The organism is Pseudomonas palmensis, from assembly GCF_017848315.1.
GTDB classification, from domain to species: domain Bacteria; phylum Pseudomonadota; class Gammaproteobacteria; order Pseudomonadales; family Pseudomonadaceae; genus Aquipseudomonas; species Aquipseudomonas palmensis.
Genome location: NZ_JAFKEC010000035.1, coordinates 34,448 through 51,756, shown reverse-complemented (window position 1 = coordinate 51,756; position 17,309 = coordinate 34,448). Strand labels below are relative to the sequence as shown.

Genomic DNA, 17,309 nt, shown 5'->3' with positions numbered 1-17,309 from the left:
GGCTTGGGGTTTTGCTGCGAAACTTCATAAAAAACGGCGAAGGCAACTCGAGAGGCGCGCCACTCTACCGGATTTTCTCGTGCATGGCCCGAGGGAATTCGAGGCTTTTTTTCCTTCAGGCGATGTTTTTTTTTGACACGTCAGTAGACATTTCGCGCGAGCCGAAATGCGCCGCGAAAATTGTCAGACACTTCCTGCATTGCTGGCACCCGCGTCCTAGAGCAGACCCGCATGACAATCCACAGAAGCTGTGGATAACTCGGTGGACAACCCCCTCCTACACCCCGCAAACCCCGGTAGAATGGGGCCCGCGCTCAAACTGACGATTTTTTCACCAGCTAAAAAAAGTGTTTTTTTTCATTGACTTGTACTTTCGAACTGGTCATCGCCAGGGCCCTGCCGCGGTGTAGCGCCACATTGACAAGAGGTGTTACAGGTGTGGACAGGTGCCCCAAAGCGAGGCACGGGATTGCACGAAAATGCTCCGCACGCGCGGTGGTGCCTCCTGGGGCCCTCTTCACAGAACAGCCTGAAATCGAGATAATGGCCGGCTTGGCGCACGAAAAGCACAAAGGGTTGCCACAACCTGAAAACTGCTGTAGTGTTGCCAGCGTTAGTACCAAGCTGAAACTCAATTCTGGCCAAAGCAGTCCTTGCAGCGTCCTGATCCGACAACGGAACAGCACCTGTTGAAACCAGGACCGGCCCACTTGATGACTCCCAGGTAACCATTACCTACTCTTGGCGAGTCACCCTGCAGATTGAACAGGATCTTCACACAGCGGCGCAGAACCTTAGCCCTGACGTGTTGCCTGTCTTCCTAGTACCTACCAGTCAGCCCTGGCGCCACCTAATCAATGCGCTTACCTCTGGCTGCCCTGTTCCAGTCAGGTTCTTCGCTCTAGCCCTAAAGCTTTGCGTTACTGGAACGTTTTATATGAACACGGCTCTTATGCTGTGTCTTTTGCAGGAACATCTAATAACTATGAATACATCCATCCATACTCAGGCTGCCATTCGCACCCTTAGCCAGGCATTTGCCCCGTTGAACTGCATGATCCATGCGGCGCGCAAGGGCAGCTTCAGCTTTACCCTGGTCAATGAACACGGCATTGCTCGTCACAGCGAGCGTCTGTATCCGGAGCAGTACGAGAGTGCTGAGCCGCTGCAAGCGGTGATTGACCGGACTCGCCAGGCACTGGTTGCCTGATGGTCGTCTGAGACGCAAGAAGCCCTGCCGATTGGCGGGGCTTTTTTATGCCTGAAATTCAGTGACCGCCGCGCTCGACCTGCCCTCTGCAAGGCCCGGATTCATTGGCCAAACCCCAACCACCGAAAGCGCTTTAACCCCCACGGCCTAATACCCAAGCGTCATATGGGTTATGCCAAGCCACCACAATCGATTTAAAAACAGTCCTTTACAGCATAGATATGACACTACACTTCAACTCAAGCGGCCTTGCCCGCTTCCGGCGGGCCTGACCCGACCCACCTGCTGCCAAGCACCAGCGTCCCGCCGGCCATTTACGAAGTTCGAGGGCATTATGGCTATCGCCGCGAGCGAGTTGAGTGAATTCGTCATCCGCCCCACCCTGTTGTACCTGGGCCGCTACTGCCCCAGCGCCGAAGCCCTGCTGCTGGGCATCGCAGCCAGCCAGTCGGGCATGGGTTCGGCCCTGCACGACCGCCGTGGCCACGGCCTGTACCGCATCGGCGAACTGCGCCACCAATCGATCTGGGACCAGTACCTGGCCCACGACCCCGAACTGGCCAGCCTGGTCCGCGGCCTCGCCAGCCAGCACGCGTTCCTCAGCGGCCCGCACCTGGAACTGACCGTCAACCTGCGCTACGCCACCGCCATCGCCTGGATGCTGGTCGAAGAAAAGGCGCTGCCGCTACCAGAATCCGACGACCTGCTAGGTCTCGCAAGAATCTGGCGTCAAACATTCCAGCCCCACGCCCGTTTACGCGACTTCACCCAGGCCTGGCAGGCATGCGTCGGCAAACCGGCGCTCCAGGCCTGCTGAGAACCATTTTCAAACAACCGGATAAAATCAGCGAATCTGGTCGGATTGTCCTACAAAAACGCGGTATCTCCTGATTTAGAGCCTATAGCGCACGTCCAAAATTATTGATACTTTGCGCTCCGGTGATCCCATGGAGTTCTAATAATGAAAAAAGTAATACTCAAATCCTCACTCGGCCTCGCTGTCGCTTTCGCATCAACTCAACTCTTCGCCAGCGGTTTTGCCCTCAACGAGCAAAGCATCAGCGGCATGGGCACAGGTTTCGCGGGTCGTTCTTCTTCTGCCGATGACGCCAGCACCGTGTTTGGCAACCCTGCCGGTATGTCCCGCCTCAAACGCGAACAAGTGACCGTCGGCGGCGCGGCCATCATTGCCAAGTCCGACATCAAGGGCAGCGGCACCTTCGGTGGCAGCAACGACGGCGACATGGTCCCCGTGGTTGGCGTACCGATGGGCTACTACGTCAAGCCGATCGATGACCACTGGGCATTCGGCTTCGGGGTCTACGTGCCTTTCGGCCTGATCACCGACTACGAGCACGGCTTTGCCGGCCGCTACTTCGGCAGCAAGAGCGAAGTTCAGGTCGTGACCCTGCAACCGACCATCAGCTACGCCTTCAACGACAAGGTCTCGATCGGTTTCGGCCCGACCATCAACCGTATCGACGGCACCCTGGAGTCCGCCGCGCTGAACCGCGCCACCCCAGGCAGCAACGACGGCAAGGTCAAGATCACCGGTGACGACACCGCCGTCGGCTACAACATCGGCGTGATGGTGCAGGCCACCGACAGAACCCGCGTCGGCCTGACCTACCACTCGATGGTCGACTACAAGCTCAAGGGCGACACCAAGATCAGCGGCCCGGGCTTCGGCCCGTTCAGCGGCAGCAAGTTCGACGCCTCGCTGAAGATCAAGACCCCCGAGTCGGTCGACTTCTCGGTCACCCACGAACTGGATGACAACTGGACCCTGTACGCGGGCAGCACCTGGACCCGCTGGAGCCGCCTGGAGTCCATCGTGGTCAACAACGAGGGCACCGGGCCACTGGCACCGGCACTGGGCCAGATCGCCGAAGAACAGAACTGGCACGACACCTGGGCCCACGCCATCGGCGCTGCCTACAAGCTGAACAAGGAATGGACCCTGCGCGCCGGCTTCTCCGTCGACCAGTCGCCAGCCAACAACCAGAACCGTTCGCCACGCATCCCAACCGGCGACCGCAAGGTGTTCAGCCTGGGCGCCGGCTGGAACCCGAGCGACGACATGACCATCGACGTGGCCTACTCGTACCTGATGGAAGAAGACGTCAAGATTCACCAGAGCACCGCCATCACCGACCCTTCGTTCAAGGGCTCGTACAACGCCAAGTACGAAAACAGTGCACACGGCCTGGGTGCTTCGCTGACCTACCGCTTCTGATCGCTGTTGCATGAAAAAACCGCCTTCCAAAGGCGGTTTTTTATGCCCGCGCGCGCACGCGCCAGGCCTGCGCCAGGCAGTCCTCCACATACGCCATGAAGGCCCGCACCTTGGGCGTCAGCGCCGAGCGGTCGGCCACGCACAGATAGATGTCCATTGGCGAGGTCTGTGCATAGGCCTGGTGGGGTTGGGCATATTCGAACAGCGGCACCAGTTGCCCGTTCTCCAGGTAAGGCCGCGCCACGAACTCGGCCAGGCGCACGATCCCACCCCCCATCACCGCCATCTGCGCCAGCACGTCGATGTCATCGCTGATCGACACATCCCCGAACTCGGCATCGAAACGCAGGCCGTCACGCACAAAGCCCCACCGCAGAAAGCGGCCGTCCACCGGGTAACGGAACACCAGGCAGCGATGCCCCTTCAAGGCTTCCGGGGTGCCGGGCCGGCCGGCACGCTCCAGGTAGGCAGGCGCTGCGCAACAGATGAACGGGATCTGGGCAACGTGCCGCGCCAGCAGGCCGTCTTCCAGCTGGGGGGTGATGCGCACACTCACGTCAATCGACTCGCGCGCGTGGTCCACACGCCGGTCGCTCGTAAGCAATTCAATTGAAAGCTGCGGATAGCGCAGGTTGAATGCCGGCATCAGTGGCGCCAGCACATAGCGCGCGAAGGCCGAAGAAGAGGAGATGCACAACCGGCCCTGGGGTTCGCCGTCATCGGCCGTGACGGCCAGCTGCGCCAGCTCCAGATCACGCTCCACATGCCTGACCTTGTCGTAATAGGCGCGACCATTGGGCGTCAACGCCATGCTGCGGGTGGTGCGGGCCAGCAGGCGCACTTGCAGATGGGCTTCCAGGCGCGCGATGTTCTGGCTCACTGCGGCGGCGCTCAAGCCCAGGGTGCGGGCCCCACCGGCGATGCTGCCAGCCTCGACCACCTTGATGAAACTGCGTATCGAGCCCAACAGGTTCACGGCCAAACTCCAGGATTCGTAAGGTTCTCTTTATAAAGACCTAAGCTGGCGTCGTCTACCTCGTACCCTGGCAGCCTGCTAGTCTGGCGCCTCCCCTACCCTCAGGAGCCTGCATGACCAGCCAGACCCGCCCTCGCCCACGCCTGAAACTCGGCGTACGCGCCACCCCCTACGTATTCGCGTTCTACATGTCGTCGATCATGGCGCTGCTGATGTGCTTCGTGATCACCGGCGCCAACAGCGGCGTCGGCGAGCATTACCTGGCCAATGTGCTCAAGGCCTACCAACTGGCCATGCCGGTGGCCTTCGCCTGCGTGCTGGTGGTACGGCCGATCGTGCTCAAGCTGGTGGCCTGGACCGTCCACCCGGGCAAGGCCTGAGCCCGCCTCAGGGCTGCGAGGCGATGGCCTTCTCGATGGCAGCCCTGAACGCCGGGTCGTCCGGCTTGGTCAGGCTGGAGAAGCTGGCCACCACCTTGCCCTGGCGATCGACCACATACTTGTAGAAATTCCACCTGGGCGCATTGCTCTGCCTGGCCAGCTCGCGAAACAGCGGCGTGGCGTCGTCGCCGCGCACCTTCTGTGGCTCGGTCATGGTGAAGGTCACGCCGTAGTTGGCATAGCACACCTTGGCGGTCTTCTCGCTGTCGGCGTCTTCCTGCTTGAAGTCGTTGGACGGCACCCCGAGCATTTCCAGGCCCTGCCCGTGATAAGCCTTGTAGGTGCTCTCGAGCCCTTCGAATTGCGGCGCGAAGCCGCAATAGCTGGCGGTGTTGATCACCACCAGCGGCTTGCCGGCGAAGCGCTCGCACAGGTTCACCTGTTCCTTGGCGCGCAGCTTGGGCAACTCGCCCTGCAGCAAGGCCGGGCAGTCGGCGGCCAGCACGGCCCCCGAACCAGCCAGTATCAATAGCGGTACCAACAGCCAGCGTGCGTACATGGTGCGTCTCCCTTGCCTGAGTGCAGGGGTTCAGCTTACGCCTAGCACACGCCCATGCCCAACTGCATCAGCGCCAGACCGCCCTGGTGCCAGCCCCACCACACCAGCGCCAGCACCAGGCCAGCCAGCACCAACGCTACCAGGCGCGCGGTCATGCCGCCTCCGGCCGCGCCTGCAGCCGCGCCACCGGGCGCTCGCGCACCGGCCAGTTGAGCGCGGCAGCCAGCAGGCTGAGCAGGATCGAGATCTGCCACACCAGGTCATAGTTGCCGGTACGGTCGTACACCACACCGCCCAGCCAGCCGCCCAGGAATGCGCCCAACTGATGGAACAGAAAGACGATGCCGCCCAGCATGGACAGGTTGCGCACCCCGAACAGGGTGGCGACGGTGCCGTTGGTCAGCGGCACCGTCGACAGCCACAGCAGGCCCATGGCGATACCGAACAGGTAGGCGCTGAACTGGGTCACCGGCGCCCACAGGAACAGCACGATCACCACCGCCCGCAGCAGGTACAGGGTGGTCAACAGACGCGGCTTGGACATGCGCCCGCCCAGCCAGCCGGCGGTGTAGGTGCCGACGATATTGAACAGCCCGACCAGTGCCAGCACCGTGGTGCCGATGGTGGCCGGCAGGTGCTGGTCGACCAGGTAGGCCGGCAGGTGCACGCCGATGAACACCACCTGGAAACCGCACACGAAAAAGCCCAGCGCCAGCAACCAGAAGCCCGAGTGCGAACAGGCTTCGCGCAGCGCCTGCATCAGGGTCTGTTCGTGCCCCTGGCTGGGCAGCGGGTTATCGCGCAGCATGCCCACCAGCGGCACGATGAAGGCCACCAGCAGGCCCAGCACCAGCAATGCCGCCGACCAGCCCAGCCAGCCGATCAGGCCCAGGGTGCCCGGCAGCATCGCGAACTGGCCGAAGGAGCCTGCGGCGCTGGCGATGCCCATGGCCATGCTGCGCTTGTCTGCCGGCACGGCACGTCCTACCACACCCAGGATCACCGAGAACGAGGTGCCCGACAGGCCGATGCCGATCAGCAGCCCGGCACTGAGCGACAGTGACCACGCCGAGTCCGCCATGCCCATCATCACCAGCCCCACGGCGTAGAGAATGCCGCCGATGATCACCACCTTGGCCGCGCCCAGGCGATCGGCCAGGGCACCGGCAAACGGCTGGGCCAGGCCCCAGATCAGGTTCTGCAAGGCGATGGCGAAGGCGAACACTTCGCGCCCCCAGCCGAATTCGGCGCTCATCGGCGCCAGGAACAGGCCGAAGCCATGCCGCACCCCCAGCGACAATGCCAGGATCAGCGCCGCCCCCAACAGCACCCAACCGCTCGTGCGCCATACCGATGTCATTCTTGTTCTCCCAGACCGCCGCAAGGTTACACGGGTATATACCCGCTTATTGGTGTAATACGCTCAAGCCAACTGTTCCAACAGGCGCACCAGTTCATCGCGCTGCCCTTCGCCAAGGTTGCTCACCAGGGCATCCTGGGCCTGCTCCCAGGCAGGCGTGGCGGCTACCAGGCGCGCCAGGCCCTTCTCCGTCAGCAGTACGATGCGGTTGCGCAAGTCGACACCTTCGGCCAACGCCACCAGGCCGTCGGCTTCCAGCACCCGCACGTTGCGACCCAGCGTGCTGCGATCCAGGCCCATGGACTCGGCCAGCACCGAGATGCTGGGCTGATCGAGACGCTGCAGATGCCGCAGCAGGGAAAACTGGGCGACATTGATGCCGAAGCCCACAAGGGCTTCGTCATAGTGCCGGCTGACCCCACGGGCGGCCCGGCGCAGATGAGTACAGATGCAATGGCTCTTCAACATAGATGCGTGTATATACCCGGAGTTTCCAGGATGCAAGCGTTCAGTGGGGTACGCCATTGAGGGCAAGGCGTTTTCGAATCGGTTCCAACAGGTTGGAGGGCGTGCGCTTGAGCGGGTCCGGCAGGCCCTTTTCGATCGCCTGCCAATAAGCCCACGGCACTTTGGCGCTGCCCAGCTCGTAGTCCATCCCGTCCCAACTGTCTTCGCGAAAGCTGTAGAAGGCCCAGTGCACCTGCTGGCGATCGAGGGTGCCCAGTACATCCTCCAGATAGGCGGTACAGCCCGCCCAGCGGCGCATGCAGCCGAACTCGCCGGCCACCAGGCGATTGGCCGGCACCGCGTGCCTGCCGGCCCAGTCCAGCGGGCGCTGCAGATACTGCTGCACCCGGGCCTTGTTCCATTGCGCAACGCTACCGCCAAAGGGCGCGGGCCCAGGGTAGGCATAGGGCGTGGCGCGCTGCAGGTTGGGCGCGCTGGTGGCCGCGTAGGGTTCGTACATGTGAAAGCTGTAGAGCAGGCGCTGGTCGTCGAGCGCGCCAGGCCAGTACTCGAAGGCATCGGCCGCGGCGTACCAGCCGGCATCGAGCATGATCGGGGTAAGTGGATCGACTTCGCGTATCGCCGCCACCAACTGGCGATACAGCGCCGGCAGGTCGCGGGTGCTGCCCTGCCGCTGTCGGTACCAGGCGTGCATCTGCTCGGCGCTGGCGTGCTCGGCCAGGCCGCCGAGTTTCTCGGGCGCCGGTTCGTTGATCAGGTTGTAGGCCGCCACCGCCGGATGGTCCTTGAGCGCCCGCGCCAGGTCACGCCAGAAGTCGGCGGCCTGGGCCCAGTAGGCCTTGTCCTGCCAGAGCCGGTCATCGAACTGGCCGGCGTTATTCTGTGCCCAGCGCATGCCGGGCAGTGAGAGGGGCGTGATAACGACCTTGAGGCCTGCGGCGTGCGCGCGGTCCAGGGTGGCCTTGAGCGTGGCAAGGTCGGCGGCCGGCAGCCCTTGGTAGGTATCGGCATTACCGAGCAGAAAATCACGCTGCGCCGCTTGCCACTTGTCATAGGACAACCGCACCCAGCTCGCCCCGTAGCCGTGCAGCGCCTCGAAATAGGCCTGGTCGGGCGGCAGGCGGTTGAAGCTGTTGCCGCCATGGCGCGGCGTGTTCCAGAAGTCGATCAGGTCGGCGGCGTGGGCCGGCAGGGACGAACAGGCAATAAGGCAGGCCAGCAGCTGGTTGCGCATCGGGGCACCCCGCAAAGACAGAGGAACGTAAGGCTAGCGCTTGCGAAGGCTGACAACGTGCTGCATTCAGTTGCAAAACACTACAGATTCATGACCGCAGCGAAGAGCTCCTGACAGCCCCTTCAGAGTGCCAGGCTTACCACCACCGCCAGCTCCAGCAGCTCCAACAACGCCCCTGCTGTATCCCCGGTGGTGCCCCCCAGGCGCTTGAGCATCACCTGGCGCAGCAGCGCGAACACCAGCAGCGCCACGCCCACGGCCAGGATACCGTTCCATCCCGCCAGCACCAGGCACCCCAAACCGGTCGCCAGCAACACGGCCTTGGCTTCGCCACGCGGCAGATGCTCGGCCAGCGCCTGTCCCAGGCCGCCTGCGCGCACATACGGCGTGCACAGGAACAACCCCAGCATCGCCGCCCGCCCCAGTACCGGTGCCAGTAGCAGGCCCACCGCCTGCCCGCTGTCGACCAGCGCGAGCAACGCGCAGAACTTGAGCAGCAGCACCAGTACCAGCGTCACCACCGCAATCGGCCCGCTGCGCGGGTCCTTCATGATCGTCAGGGTGCGTTCGCGATCGCCGAACCCGCCCAGCCAGGCATCGGCGCTGTCGGCCAGGCCATCCAGGTGCAACGCACCGCTCAACCACACCCAGATGCACAGCAGCAGGGCCGCCTGCAGCATCGGCGGGCTGCCCGCCAGCAGCGCGCTGGCCGCCCACAGCACCCCGCCGAACAACAGCCCCACCAGCGGGTAGCACAGCAGGGAGCGCCCCATCTGCTCGGGCGCGGGCATGCCCGCCAGGCGCACCGGCAGGCTGCTGAGAAACTGCAGGGCAATCCAGAACGCCTGCATCAGGCGATTTCCGCGAAACGACCGTCGGCCGCGCAATGCAGACGGTGCACCGCGCCGTGCCCGACCACCACCTGCAGCAGCTGCTCGCGCGGCAGGCCGCGGGCACGGGCCAGCAGCAGGCGCATCACGCCGCCGTGGGTCACCAGCAGCACGCGCTCGCCGACGTGGGCCTGGTACGCCCGCGCCATGGCCGCCAGCACCCGCTCGGCAAACGCCGTGACCGGCTCGCCACCCGGCGGCGTGAAGGCATAAGGGTCGGCCCAGAACAGCCCCAGGCCCTGTTCGTCGGTAAGCATGAGGTCGGCGGTGCTGCGCCCCTCCCAGTCGCCGAAGTGCAGCTCCTGCAGGCCGGCCTCCAGTTGCATGGGCACGCCCACTTGGCCGGCAAGTTCTTCGGCAAATCGCGCGCAGCGCTGCAGCGGCGAGCTGATGATCCGCGTCCACGGCCCGCCCTCGACCACAGCCGCACGCATCTGCGCCCAGCCAAGTTCGGTCAGCGCGTCGTCCAGGCTGCCGCGCAGCCCACCGCCCAGTTCGGTTTCACCATGACGCAGCAGGTCGACGATCATGTATCGCGGTCCGCCACCGCCGCCTCGGCGAAGGTCGCCATCTGCCCGTGCAGGTCGCAGGCCATGCGCAGCAGCGGTACCGCCAGCGCCGCCCCGCTGCCCTCGCCCAGGCGCAGGCCCAGCTCCAGCAGCGGTTGCGCCTGCAACGCTTCGAGCACCCGCTGGTGCCCGGGCTCGGCGCCGCGATGACCGAACAGCAGCCAGGCCCGGCAACCGGGGTTGATGCGCGTTGCAACCAGCGCCGCCACGGTGCAGATAAAACCGTCCACCAGCACCACGATGCCTTGCTGCGCGCACGCCAGGTACGCCCCCACCAGCGCGGCAATCTCGAAGCCGCCAAAGCACAACAGCTGCTCCAATGGGTCGTCGGCCAGCGCCGCGTGGGTGAGCAGCGCGCGTTCGATCACGCGGGTCTTGTGTTCGACACCGGCAGCATTCAGGCCAGTGCCGGGGCCGGTCAGCTCGCCAGGGGTGCATTTGAGCAATGCACTGGCCACCGCACTGGCAGAGGCCGTGTTGCCGATGCCCATTTCGCCGCCGATGAACAGTTGCGCCCCGGCATCACGCGCACGCAAGGCGCTCTCGCGCCCGGCCTGCAGCGCCAGGCGCCCCTGCTCGGCGGTCATTGCCGGCACCTGGGCGAAGTTGGCGGTGCCCGCCCCGATGCGCAGATGGCGTACACCGGCAAGTTCCAGGGTCAGGTCGACCGTCCCCAGGTCGACCACCTCCAGCTGCGCACCCAACTGGCGGGCCAGCACGCTGATGGCTGCGCCGCCGCCGACGAAGTTCTGCAGCATCTGCCGGGTGACCACCTGCGGATAGGCCGAAACCCCCTCGGCCACCACGCCGTGATCGCCCGCGAAAATCGCGATCCATACCTGCCGCACGCCAGGCTTGAGCTTGCCCTGCAAGCCGGCCAGCTCCACCGCAACCTGCTCCAGCCGGCCCAGTGAGCCGGCTGGCTTGGTCAGCTCGCGCTGGCGCTCCAGCGCCTGTTCGCGCACAGCCAGATTGATCGGCTGACACGCGTTCTGCCACCAGTTTTGACTCATGTTCAGGCTCCCTTGAGCGTAAGTGGCAGGCCGGCAACGGTCAGCACCACGTGCTGGCAACGTTCGGCAATGGCCTGATGCAGCCAGCCGGCTTCATCGACGTAACGACGGGTCAGCTCGCCCATGGGCACCACGCCCAGGCCGGTCTCGTTGCTGACCAGGATGATTTCACCCGGCAACTGCGCCAGGCAGTCCAGCAGTGCATCGCGCTCGGCGGCCAGGCGCTCGGGGTCTTCGAGCATCAGCAGGTTGGTCAGCCACAGGGTCAGGCAGTCCACCAGCAGGCAACGCTCGGGCGCGGCGGTTTCGCGCAGCACCTGCGCCAGCGCCAGCGGCTCCTCGATCAGCGCCCACTCGGCAGGGCGACGCGCACGGTGCAGTTGCACGCGGGCATTCATTTCACCGTCCAGCGGCTCGCTGGTGGCGATATAGGTCACCGCCAGCGCGCTGTCGACGGCGTATTGTTCGGCCAGGCGGCTCTTGCCCGATCGGGCGCCGCCAAGAATCAGCTTGAGCATGTCAGTCCAGCCCGCAGAGTTGACGAAGCCGGGCGCCGTCCAGGTGCGTGTCCACCAGGTCGGCCAGGCGTTCGATGTCCAGTTCACGCAGAGCATGGTAGTCCACCTGCTGCACATCGTTCAGGCCAGCCCAGCGCAGCAGCGCCGTGCACGAATGCGGCGACTCGAACAGGCCGTGCAGGTAGGTGGCCAGGATCTGCCCGTCGGCGCTGACCGCGCCATCGCTGCGACCGTCGGCCAACTGTACGGCGGGCTGCGCCAGCGCCGGCCCGCGGGTGACCCCGGCATGGATCTCGTAGCCACTGACGGGCGCCTGCTCCAGGTTCAGCGTGCCGCTGACATTGCGCAGCTGCTTCTCGGCCTCCAGCTGCGTGCTGTAGTCCAGCCAGCCCAGGCCCGCGCTGCTGCCGGCGGCGCCTTCCAGGCCCAGTGGGTCATGCACGTGGGTCCCGAGCATCTGCAGGCCACCACAGATGCCCAGCAGTTTGCCGCCGTAGCGCAGGTGGCGGGCTATCGCCTCCTCCCAGCCGCGCTCGCGCAGGTGCGCCAGGTCGCTGCGTACGCTCTTGGAGCCCGGCAGGATGATCAGGTCGGCCGGCGGTATCGCGTCGCCCGGCCCGATGAACTGCAGATCCACCTGCGGATGCAGGCGCAGCGGGTCGAAGTCGGTATGGTTGCTGATGCGCGGCAGCACCGGCACGATCACCTTGAGCACCTGCGCGGCTTTCTGGCCTTGGCGCCGGTCCAGGCCATCCTCGGCTTCCAGATGCAGGTCCAGCACATACGGCAGCACGCCCAGCACCGGCTTGCCGGTACGCGCCTCGAGCCAGTCCAGGCCGGGCTGCAGCAGGGCGATGTCGCCACGAAAGCGGTTGATCACGAAGCCCTTGACCCGCGCCTGCTCGCTGGGCGACAGCAGCTCCAGTGTGCCGACCAGGTGTGCGAACACCCCGCCGCGGTTGATATCGGCGATCAGGATCACCGGGCAGTCGACCGCCTCGGCAAACCCCATGTTGGCGATGTCCCCGGCCCGCAGATTGATTTCGGCCGGCGAGCCCGCGCCCTCCACCATCACCACCGGGTAGGCGTCGCTCAGGCGCTGGTGCGAGGCCAGTACCGCCTGCATGGCGATGGCCTTGTAGTCGTGATAGGCCACCGCGTTCATGCTGGTGACCGCGCGGCCATGCACGATCACCTGGGCTCCGGTCTCGCTGTTGGGCTTGAGCAGTACCGGGTTCATGTCGGTGTGCGGCGCCAGCCCGGCGGCCTGGGCCTGCACCGCCTGGGCGCGGCCGATTTCGCCGCCGTCGGCCGTCACCGCACTGTTGAGTGCCATGTTCTGCGGCTTGAACGGCACGACACCCACGCCCTGGCGCGCCAGCCAGCGGCACAGCGCGGTCACCAGGGTGCTCTTGCCGGCATCGGAGGTGGTGCCTTGCACCATCAGGGTGGTCATGGGTGTTCCTTGCGGTAGTCGTCCAGCGCCTGGACCAGGCGCTGCCAATCGGTGTCGGTGGCCGGCAGGCCGAAACGCAGGCTGCCCAGGTGCTCGAACAGGCGCAGCAGGATGCCGCGCCGCGCCATGAACTGGTGCAACTGCGCGGCGTGGGCAAGCTCCAGGTACTGGAACAGGTCGCAGCCGCCGGTCGGCGTGAAGCCGGCAGCATCGAGTACCTGCGCCAGGCGTGTGCTGGCCTCGGCGCAGCGGGTGATCTGGCGCTGCTGGGCGCCATGGTCGAGCAGGCAGGCCTGGCCCAGCACCCGCGTGGGCCCGGCGATCGACCAGGGCCCCAGTTGTTCGGCCAGCAGCTGCAGCAGTTGGCGTTCGGCCAGCACGAAGCCCAGGCGTACACCGGCCAGGCCGAAGAACTTGCCGAACGAGCGCAGCACGATCAGCCCGTTGCGCCAGGTTTCGGCGGCGATGCTGTGTTGCGGGGTGTTGTCCATGAACGCTTCATCCACCACCAGCCAGCCACCGCGCTGGGCCAGGCGGGCGTGCCAGCCCAGCAGGCGCTCGGCGCTCAACAGGCGCCCGGTGGGGTTGTTGGGGTTGACCACCACCAGCACATCGAGGCTGTCGAGAAAGAACTCCACCTCGGCCTCGCCGACTTCACGCACGCGGTGCCCGGCGCGCCGCCAGCCCTCGGCATGTTCGGCGTAGCACGGCGACAGCACACCGACCTTGCCACTGCGACGCAAGCGCGGCAGGGCCTGGATGGCGGCCTGGGACCCGGCCACCGGCAGCAGTTGCGGCACGCCGTAGTACTCGCGGGCCGCCTGCTCCAGGCCATCGTCGGTTTCGGGCAGGCGTGCCCAGGCGCGCAACGGGATCTCGGGGATCGCGAAGGGCCACGGCGCGATGCCGCTGGACAGGTCGACCCAGTCCTGCACTGCGATGCCGTACTCCAGCACCGCCCGTTGCAAACGACCACCGTGTTCAAGCATAGAATTGCGCCCCCACGCACAACAGCAGCAACCACAACCACACGCCCTTGCACACCAGTTGCCAGCCACGCTCGATGGCGTAGGCATCGGCCGGCGGGCCTTCGCCCAGTTGCGGGCGCTGGTGGAGCTCGCCGTGGTACACCGCCGCGCCGCCCAGCTCGACACCCAGCGCACCGGCGCCAGCTGCCATCACCGGGCCGGCGTTGGGGCTGTCCCACAACGGCGCCTGACGGCGCCAGCAGCTCAGTGCCAGGCGCGTCCTGCCCAGCACCGCGTAGGTCAGGGCCACCAGCCGCGCCGGAATATAGTTGAGCAAATCGTCGATGCGCGCTGCGGCCCAGCCAAAGCGCTCGAAGCGCTCGTTGCGATAGCCCCACATGGCATCCAGGGTATTGCTCAGGCGATACAGCACCACACCTGGCGCCCCCGCCACCACGAACCAGAACAGGGCGGCGAACACTGCATCGCTACCGTTCTCCAGCACCGATTCGGTGGCGGCACGCGCCACGGCGGTGTCATCCAGTTCGCCGGTTTCACGGCTGACCAGGTAGCCCACGCGGCGGCGCGCTTCGTCCAGGTCGCCGCCACGCAGCGCCTCGGCCACGGGCCGTACATGTTCGCCAAGGCTGCGCAGGCCCAGCGCGCAGTACAGCGCCAGTATCTCCACCAGCCAGCCGATGTAGGGCAGCCACGACAGCACAGTCACCAGCAGGGTCAGGGGCACCACCGCCAGAAACCACGCGGTGACGCCATGGCTGCGCCAGCCACGACCGCCGGCATTGAAGCGTTGTTCCAGGCGTCCGGCATAACGGCCGAACGCGACCAGCGGGTGCGCACGCCGGGGCTCGCCCAGCAAGGCATCCAGCGCCACCCCGGCCACACTCAGCAAGGCCACACTCATCAACGCTCTCCCCAATGGTTTTCGTAGAGCATCTCGCTCAATGGCCGCTCGCGGGCCCAGCCTTCGAGCACCAGCATGGGCGCCTCGTAGAACGCCTCGACCGGGCCCAGGCACAGTACCGCCAGCGGTTTGGCACCGGCCGGCATGCCCAGCAGGTCGGCCAGTGCCTGCGGTTCGAACAGCGACACCCAGCCCATGCCCAGGCCCTCGGCACGGGCCGCCAGCCACAGGTTCTGGATGGCGCACGACAGCGAGGCCAGGTCCATTTCCGGCAAGGTGCGACGGCCGAAGATGTGCGCCTCGCGCCCGTCCATCAGCGCCGCCACCAGCACCTCGGCGCAATCGTTGATGCCCTCGACCTTGAGCCGCATGAAATCGTCAGAACGCTGCCCCAGTGCCTCGGCGGTGCGCACCCGCTCCTGCTCCACCAGCGCCTGGATCTGCTGGCGCAGCTCGCGACGGGTGATGCGGATGAAACGCCAGGGCTGCATCAGACCCACGCTCGGGGCCTGGTGCGCCGCCTGCAGCAGGCGTGCCAGCAGCTCGGGGGCCACCTCGCCGCCGCTGAAATGGCGCATGTCGCGGCGCTCGCCGATGGCGCGGTAGACCGCCGCGCGCTCGGCGTCGTTGAAGGCCTGGTCGCTCATGGTGCCAGCAGCGCCGCCAGCGCAGACGGGTTGGACGGGAAGTAGAAATGCACATACGAGGCCGTCAGCCGGCCGCAACGGTACACCGCCTCGGCGCCGCGCCCGCCGTTGGGGCTTTGCCCGCGGGCGATGGGTTCGAGCGCGGTGCTGGTCAGCGAATGGTGATAGGTATGCCCGCGCAGGGTGCCCTCGGGCAGCTCTACCGCTTGCAGGGCCAGGGCCGCCAGGCGCTTCTGCATCACCGCCTCGCCCGGCAGCAGGCCGGCCAGTTCGGCCCGTTCGCCGGCCACATCGGTCAGTGCATCGAGCAGGTAGAGCATGCCGCCGCATTCGGCCAGCAAGGGCTTGCCGGCCTGGTGATGGGCCCGGATCGCCGCCAGCATCGGCGTGTTGGCGGCCAGCGCATGGTGGTGCAGCTCAGGGTAGCCGCCGGGCAGGTACAGGCTGTCGCAGTCTGGCAGCAGGCGGTCGTGGATCGGCGAGAAGAAGCTCAGCTGTGCGCCCATCTCGCGCAACAGGTCCAGGCTGGCGCCATAGGTGAATGCGAAGGCTTCGTCGCGCGCCACGCCGATCCGCACGCCGGCCAGCAGTGGCTCGATGCTGCGCGGCTGCGGCGCATCGAAGGCCACCGCCGGCGGCAGGGCCGACTCGCAGCTGTCGCCCAGGGCGTTGGCGGCGGCGTCCAGGCGCAGGTCCAGGTCGGTCAGTTCACTGGCCTGCACCAGGCCCAGGTGGCGGCTGGGCAGTTCGATGCCGGTTTCCCGCGACAGCCCGCCGTACCAGCGCAGGCCTTCGGTCAGGCTGCCTTCGAGCAGTTGCGCGTGACGCAGCGAGCCCACCCGGTTGGCCAGCACGCCGGCAAACGGCAGGTCGGGCTGGTAGCGCGCCAGGCCCAGGGCCAGCGCGCCGAAGGTCTGGGCCATGGCCGTGCCGTCGATCACCGCCAGCACCGGCACGCCGAAATGCCGCGCCAGGTCGGCGCTGGACGGCGTACCGTCGAACAGCCCCATCACCCCTTCGATCAGGATCAGGTCGGCGTCGGCGGCGGCTTCCCACAGCAGGCGCCGGCTTTCCTCGGCGCCGACCATCCACAGGTCCAGCTGGTACACCGGTGCGCCACTGGCGCGCTCCAGAATCATCGGGTCGAGAAAGTCCGGGCCACACTTGAACACCCGGACCTTGCGCCCCTGGTTGCGGTGCAGGCGCGCCAGTGCGGCCGTCACCGTGGTCTTGCCCTGGCCAGATGCAGGTGCCGCGATCAGCACCGCCGGGCAATGACGGGTTTGCCTCATAGTTCCACGCCCTTCTGGGCACGGATGCCGGCCTGGAAGGCGTGCTTGACCATGCCCATCTCGGTCACGGTGTCGGCCAGCTCGATCATCTCGGGCTTGGCGCCGCGGCCGGTGACGATCACATGCTGCATCGGTGGGCGTGCCTGCAGGTCGCCGAGCACCTGATCGAGGTCGAGGTAGCCGTGCTTGAGGGCGATGTTGAGCTCATCGAGCACTACAAAACCGATGGCCGGGTCCTGCAGCAACTGGCGCGAAACCGCCCAGGCAGCCTCGGCGGCGGCGATGTCGCGCTGGCGGTCCTGGGTTTCCCAGGTAAAGCCCTCGCCCATCACGTGGTAGCGCACCTGTTCGGGGAAGCGGCGGAAGAACAGCTCCTCGCCGGTGCTGTTGCGGCCCTTGATGAACTGCACCACGCCACATTGCATGCCGTGGCCCAGGGCCCGCGCCAGCATGCCGAAGGCCGAGCTGCTCTTGCCCTTGCCGTTGCCGCTGAGTACCAGCAGCAGGCCGCATTCGTTGGGCGAGTTGGCAATGCGTTCGTCGATTACCGCTTTTTTGCGCAGCATGCGCGCCAGATGGCGTTCGTCGCGATCGGTGGTGTCGGTCATCGG

Annotated in this window: 19 protein-coding genes; 4 read left to right on the top strand and 15 right to left on the bottom strand. The window is 66.0% G+C overall.

Going from position 1 to position 17,309, the window contains the following annotated elements:
• Positions 1 to 985: 985 nt before the first annotated feature.
• The 3 genes from JZZ72_RS17855 (at position 986) to JZZ72_RS17845 (ending at position 3,446) form a co-directional block, all read left to right on the top strand.
• The gene (locus JZZ72_RS17855) at positions 986 to 1,210 is read left to right on the top strand and encodes a hypothetical protein (protein WP_043862639.1); all 225 of its coding nucleotides are present in this window, start codon (positions 986 to 988) and stop codon (positions 1,208 to 1,210) included.
• A gap of 334 nt (positions 1,211 to 1,544) precedes the next feature.
• Complete coding sequence (locus JZZ72_RS17850) at positions 1,545 to 2,027, top strand: hypothetical protein (RefSeq protein WP_043862524.1); 483 nt, start codon at positions 1,545 to 1,547, stop codon at positions 2,025 to 2,027.
• A gap of 144 nt (positions 2,028 to 2,171) precedes the next feature.
• On the top strand, positions 2,172 to 3,446 hold the full coding sequence (locus JZZ72_RS17845) for an OmpP1/FadL family transporter (protein WP_043862525.1): 1,275 nt from the start codon (positions 2,172 to 2,174) through the stop codon (positions 3,444 to 3,446).
• 40 nt (positions 3,447 to 3,486) lie between these two features.
• Here the strand turns inward: JZZ72_RS17845 and JZZ72_RS17840 are convergent, their stop codons facing one another.
• Complete coding sequence (locus JZZ72_RS17840) at positions 3,487 to 4,422, bottom strand: LysR family transcriptional regulator (RefSeq protein WP_054914683.1); 936 nt, start codon at positions 4,420 to 4,422, stop codon at positions 3,487 to 3,489.
• A gap of 113 nt (positions 4,423 to 4,535) precedes the next feature.
• Here JZZ72_RS17840 and JZZ72_RS17835 point away from each other — a divergent pair, with 113 nt between their 5' ends.
• Positions 4,536 to 4,802, top strand: a complete 267-nt coding sequence (locus JZZ72_RS17835) for a DUF2798 domain-containing protein (protein WP_210014788.1) — start codon at positions 4,536 to 4,538, stop codon at positions 4,800 to 4,802.
• A 7-nt stretch (positions 4,803 to 4,809) separates the two neighbouring features.
• Here the strand turns inward: JZZ72_RS17835 and JZZ72_RS17830 are convergent, their stop codons facing one another.
• The 14 genes from JZZ72_RS17830 to cobO form a co-directional block, all read right to left on the bottom strand.
• Entirely contained in the window at positions 4,810 to 5,361 is a 552-nt protein-coding gene (locus tag JZZ72_RS17830) for a glutathione peroxidase (protein WP_043862528.1), read from the bottom strand.
• 151 nt (positions 5,362 to 5,512) lie between these two features.
• Positions 5,513 to 6,721 carry an MFS transporter gene (locus tag JZZ72_RS17825; RefSeq protein WP_043862529.1) on the bottom strand — a complete coding sequence of 403 codons (1,209 nt, stop codon included), beginning with the start codon at positions 6,719 to 6,721 and terminating at the stop codon, positions 5,513 to 5,515.
• 63 nt (positions 6,722 to 6,784) lie between these two features.
• Entirely contained in the window at positions 6,785 to 7,189 is a 405-nt protein-coding gene (locus tag JZZ72_RS17820) for a MarR family winged helix-turn-helix transcriptional regulator (protein ID WP_043862530.1), read from the bottom strand.
• 40 nt (positions 7,190 to 7,229) lie between these two features.
• Positions 7,230 to 8,423: a glycoside hydrolase family 5 protein gene (locus JZZ72_RS17815; protein WP_210014787.1), complete on the bottom strand. Its 1,194-nt coding sequence runs from the start codon at positions 8,421 to 8,423 to the stop codon at positions 7,230 to 7,232.
• A gap of 122 nt (positions 8,424 to 8,545) precedes the next feature.
• Positions 8,546 to 9,274, bottom strand: a complete 729-nt coding sequence (locus JZZ72_RS17810) for an adenosylcobinamide-GDP ribazoletransferase (RefSeq protein WP_210014786.1) — start codon at positions 9,272 to 9,274, stop codon at positions 8,546 to 8,548.
• Positions 9,274 to 9,843, bottom strand: a complete 570-nt coding sequence (cobC, locus tag JZZ72_RS17805) for an alpha-ribazole phosphatase family protein (RefSeq protein ID WP_210014785.1) — start codon at positions 9,841 to 9,843, stop codon at positions 9,274 to 9,276. Before cobC ends, JZZ72_RS17810 begins: the two co-directional genes overlap by 1 nt.
• Positions 9,840 to 10,895, bottom strand: coding sequence for a nicotinate-nucleotide--dimethylbenzimidazole phosphoribosyltransferase (gene cobT / locus JZZ72_RS17800; protein ID WP_088514024.1), 1,056 nt, complete (start codon positions 10,893 to 10,895; stop codon positions 9,840 to 9,842). Before cobT ends, cobC begins: the two co-directional genes overlap by 4 nt.
• Positions 10,896 to 10,897: 2 nt before the next feature.
• On the bottom strand, positions 10,898 to 11,413 hold the full coding sequence (cobU, locus tag JZZ72_RS17795; protein WP_043862535.1) for a bifunctional adenosylcobinamide kinase/adenosylcobinamide-phosphate guanylyltransferase: 516 nt from the start codon (positions 11,411 to 11,413) through the stop codon (positions 10,898 to 10,900).
• A gap of 1 nt (position 11,414) precedes the next feature.
• Positions 11,415 to 12,869 carry a cobyric acid synthase gene (locus JZZ72_RS17790; RefSeq protein ID WP_058541008.1) on the bottom strand — a complete coding sequence of 485 codons (1,455 nt, stop codon included), beginning with the start codon at positions 12,867 to 12,869 and terminating at the stop codon, positions 11,415 to 11,417.
• Positions 12,866 to 13,858 carry a threonine-phosphate decarboxylase CobD gene (gene cobD, locus JZZ72_RS17785; protein WP_210014784.1) on the bottom strand — a complete coding sequence of 331 codons (993 nt, stop codon included), beginning with the start codon at positions 13,856 to 13,858 and terminating at the stop codon, positions 12,866 to 12,868. The genes JZZ72_RS17790 and cobD overlap by 4 nt, the downstream gene beginning before the upstream one ends.
• Positions 13,851 to 14,759, bottom strand: a complete 909-nt coding sequence (gene cbiB, locus JZZ72_RS17780; RefSeq protein WP_210014783.1) for an adenosylcobinamide-phosphate synthase CbiB — start codon at positions 14,757 to 14,759, stop codon at positions 13,851 to 13,853. The genes cobD and cbiB overlap by 8 nt, the downstream gene beginning before the upstream one ends.
• Positions 14,759 to 15,406 (bottom strand): 5,6-dimethylbenzimidazole synthase, encoded by a 648-nt coding sequence (gene bluB, locus JZZ72_RS17775; RefSeq protein ID WP_043862539.1) that lies wholly within the window; start codon positions 15,404 to 15,406, stop codon positions 14,759 to 14,761. The genes cbiB and bluB overlap by 1 nt, the downstream gene beginning before the upstream one ends.
• Positions 15,403 to 16,698, bottom strand: a complete 1,296-nt coding sequence (locus JZZ72_RS17770) for a cobyrinate a,c-diamide synthase (RefSeq protein WP_043862540.1) — start codon at positions 16,696 to 16,698, stop codon at positions 15,403 to 15,405. The genes bluB and JZZ72_RS17770 overlap by 4 nt, the downstream gene beginning before the upstream one ends.
• Complete coding sequence (cobO, locus tag JZZ72_RS17765; RefSeq protein ID WP_054914693.1) at positions 16,695 to 17,306, bottom strand: cob(I)yrinic acid a,c-diamide adenosyltransferase; 612 nt, start codon at positions 17,304 to 17,306, stop codon at positions 16,695 to 16,697. Before cobO ends, JZZ72_RS17770 begins: the two co-directional genes overlap by 4 nt.
• Between the last annotated feature and the right edge of the window lie 3 nt (positions 17,307 to 17,309).

Excerpts from the sequence above, each read along its gene's own strand:
- JZZ72_RS17855 (WP_043862639.1), top strand. The coding sequence starts at position 986 with ATGAATACATCCATCCATACTCAGGCTGCCATTCGCACCCTTAGCCAG.
- JZZ72_RS17850 (WP_043862524.1), top strand. The coding sequence starts at position 1,545 with ATGGCTATCGCCGCGAGCGAGTTGAGTGAATTCGTCATCCGCCCCACC.
- JZZ72_RS17845 (WP_043862525.1), top strand. The coding sequence starts at position 2,172 with ATGAAAAAAGTAATACTCAAATCCTCACTCGGCCTCGCTGTCGCTTTC.
- JZZ72_RS17835 (WP_210014788.1), top strand. The coding sequence starts at position 4,536 with ATGACCAGCCAGACCCGCCCTCGCCCACGCCTGAAACTCGGCGTACGC.
- JZZ72_RS17830 (WP_043862528.1), bottom strand. The coding sequence starts at position 5,361 with ATGTACGCACGCTGGCTGTTGGTACCGCTATTGATACTGGCTGGTTCG.
- JZZ72_RS17825 (WP_043862529.1), bottom strand. The coding sequence starts at position 6,721 with ATGACATCGGTATGGCGCACGAGCGGTTGGGTGCTGTTGGGGGCGGCG.
- JZZ72_RS17820 (WP_043862530.1), bottom strand. The coding sequence starts at position 7,189 with ATGTTGAAGAGCCATTGCATCTGTACTCATCTGCGCCGGGCCGCCCGT.
- JZZ72_RS17815 (WP_210014787.1), bottom strand. The coding sequence starts at position 8,423 with ATGCGCAACCAGCTGCTGGCCTGCCTTATTGCCTGTTCGTCCCTGCCG.
- JZZ72_RS17810 (WP_210014786.1), bottom strand. The coding sequence starts at position 9,274 with ATGCAGGCGTTCTGGATTGCCCTGCAGTTTCTCAGCAGCCTGCCGGTG.
- cobC (WP_210014785.1), bottom strand. The coding sequence starts at position 9,843 with ATGATCGTCGACCTGCTGCGTCATGGTGAAACCGAACTGGGCGGTGGG.
- cobT (WP_088514024.1), bottom strand. The coding sequence starts at position 10,895 with ATGAGTCAAAACTGGTGGCAGAACGCGTGTCAGCCGATCAATCTGGCT.
- cobU (WP_043862535.1), bottom strand. The coding sequence starts at position 11,413 with ATGCTCAAGCTGATTCTTGGCGGCGCCCGATCGGGCAAGAGCCGCCTG.
- JZZ72_RS17790 (WP_058541008.1), bottom strand. The coding sequence starts at position 12,869 with ATGACCACCCTGATGGTGCAAGGCACCACCTCCGATGCCGGCAAGAGC.
- cobD (WP_210014784.1), bottom strand. The coding sequence starts at position 13,858 with ATGCTTGAACACGGTGGTCGTTTGCAACGGGCGGTGCTGGAGTACGGC.
- cbiB (WP_210014783.1), bottom strand. The coding sequence starts at position 14,759 with ATGAGTGTGGCCTTGCTGAGTGTGGCCGGGGTGGCGCTGGATGCCTTG.
- bluB (WP_043862539.1), bottom strand. The coding sequence starts at position 15,406 with ATGAGCGACCAGGCCTTCAACGACGCCGAGCGCGCGGCGGTCTACCGC.
- JZZ72_RS17770 (WP_043862540.1), bottom strand. The coding sequence starts at position 16,698 with ATGAGGCAAACCCGTCATTGCCCGGCGGTGCTGATCGCGGCACCTGCA.
- cobO (WP_054914693.1), bottom strand. The coding sequence starts at position 17,306 with ATGACCGACACCACCGATCGCGACGAACGCCATCTGGCGCGCATGCTG.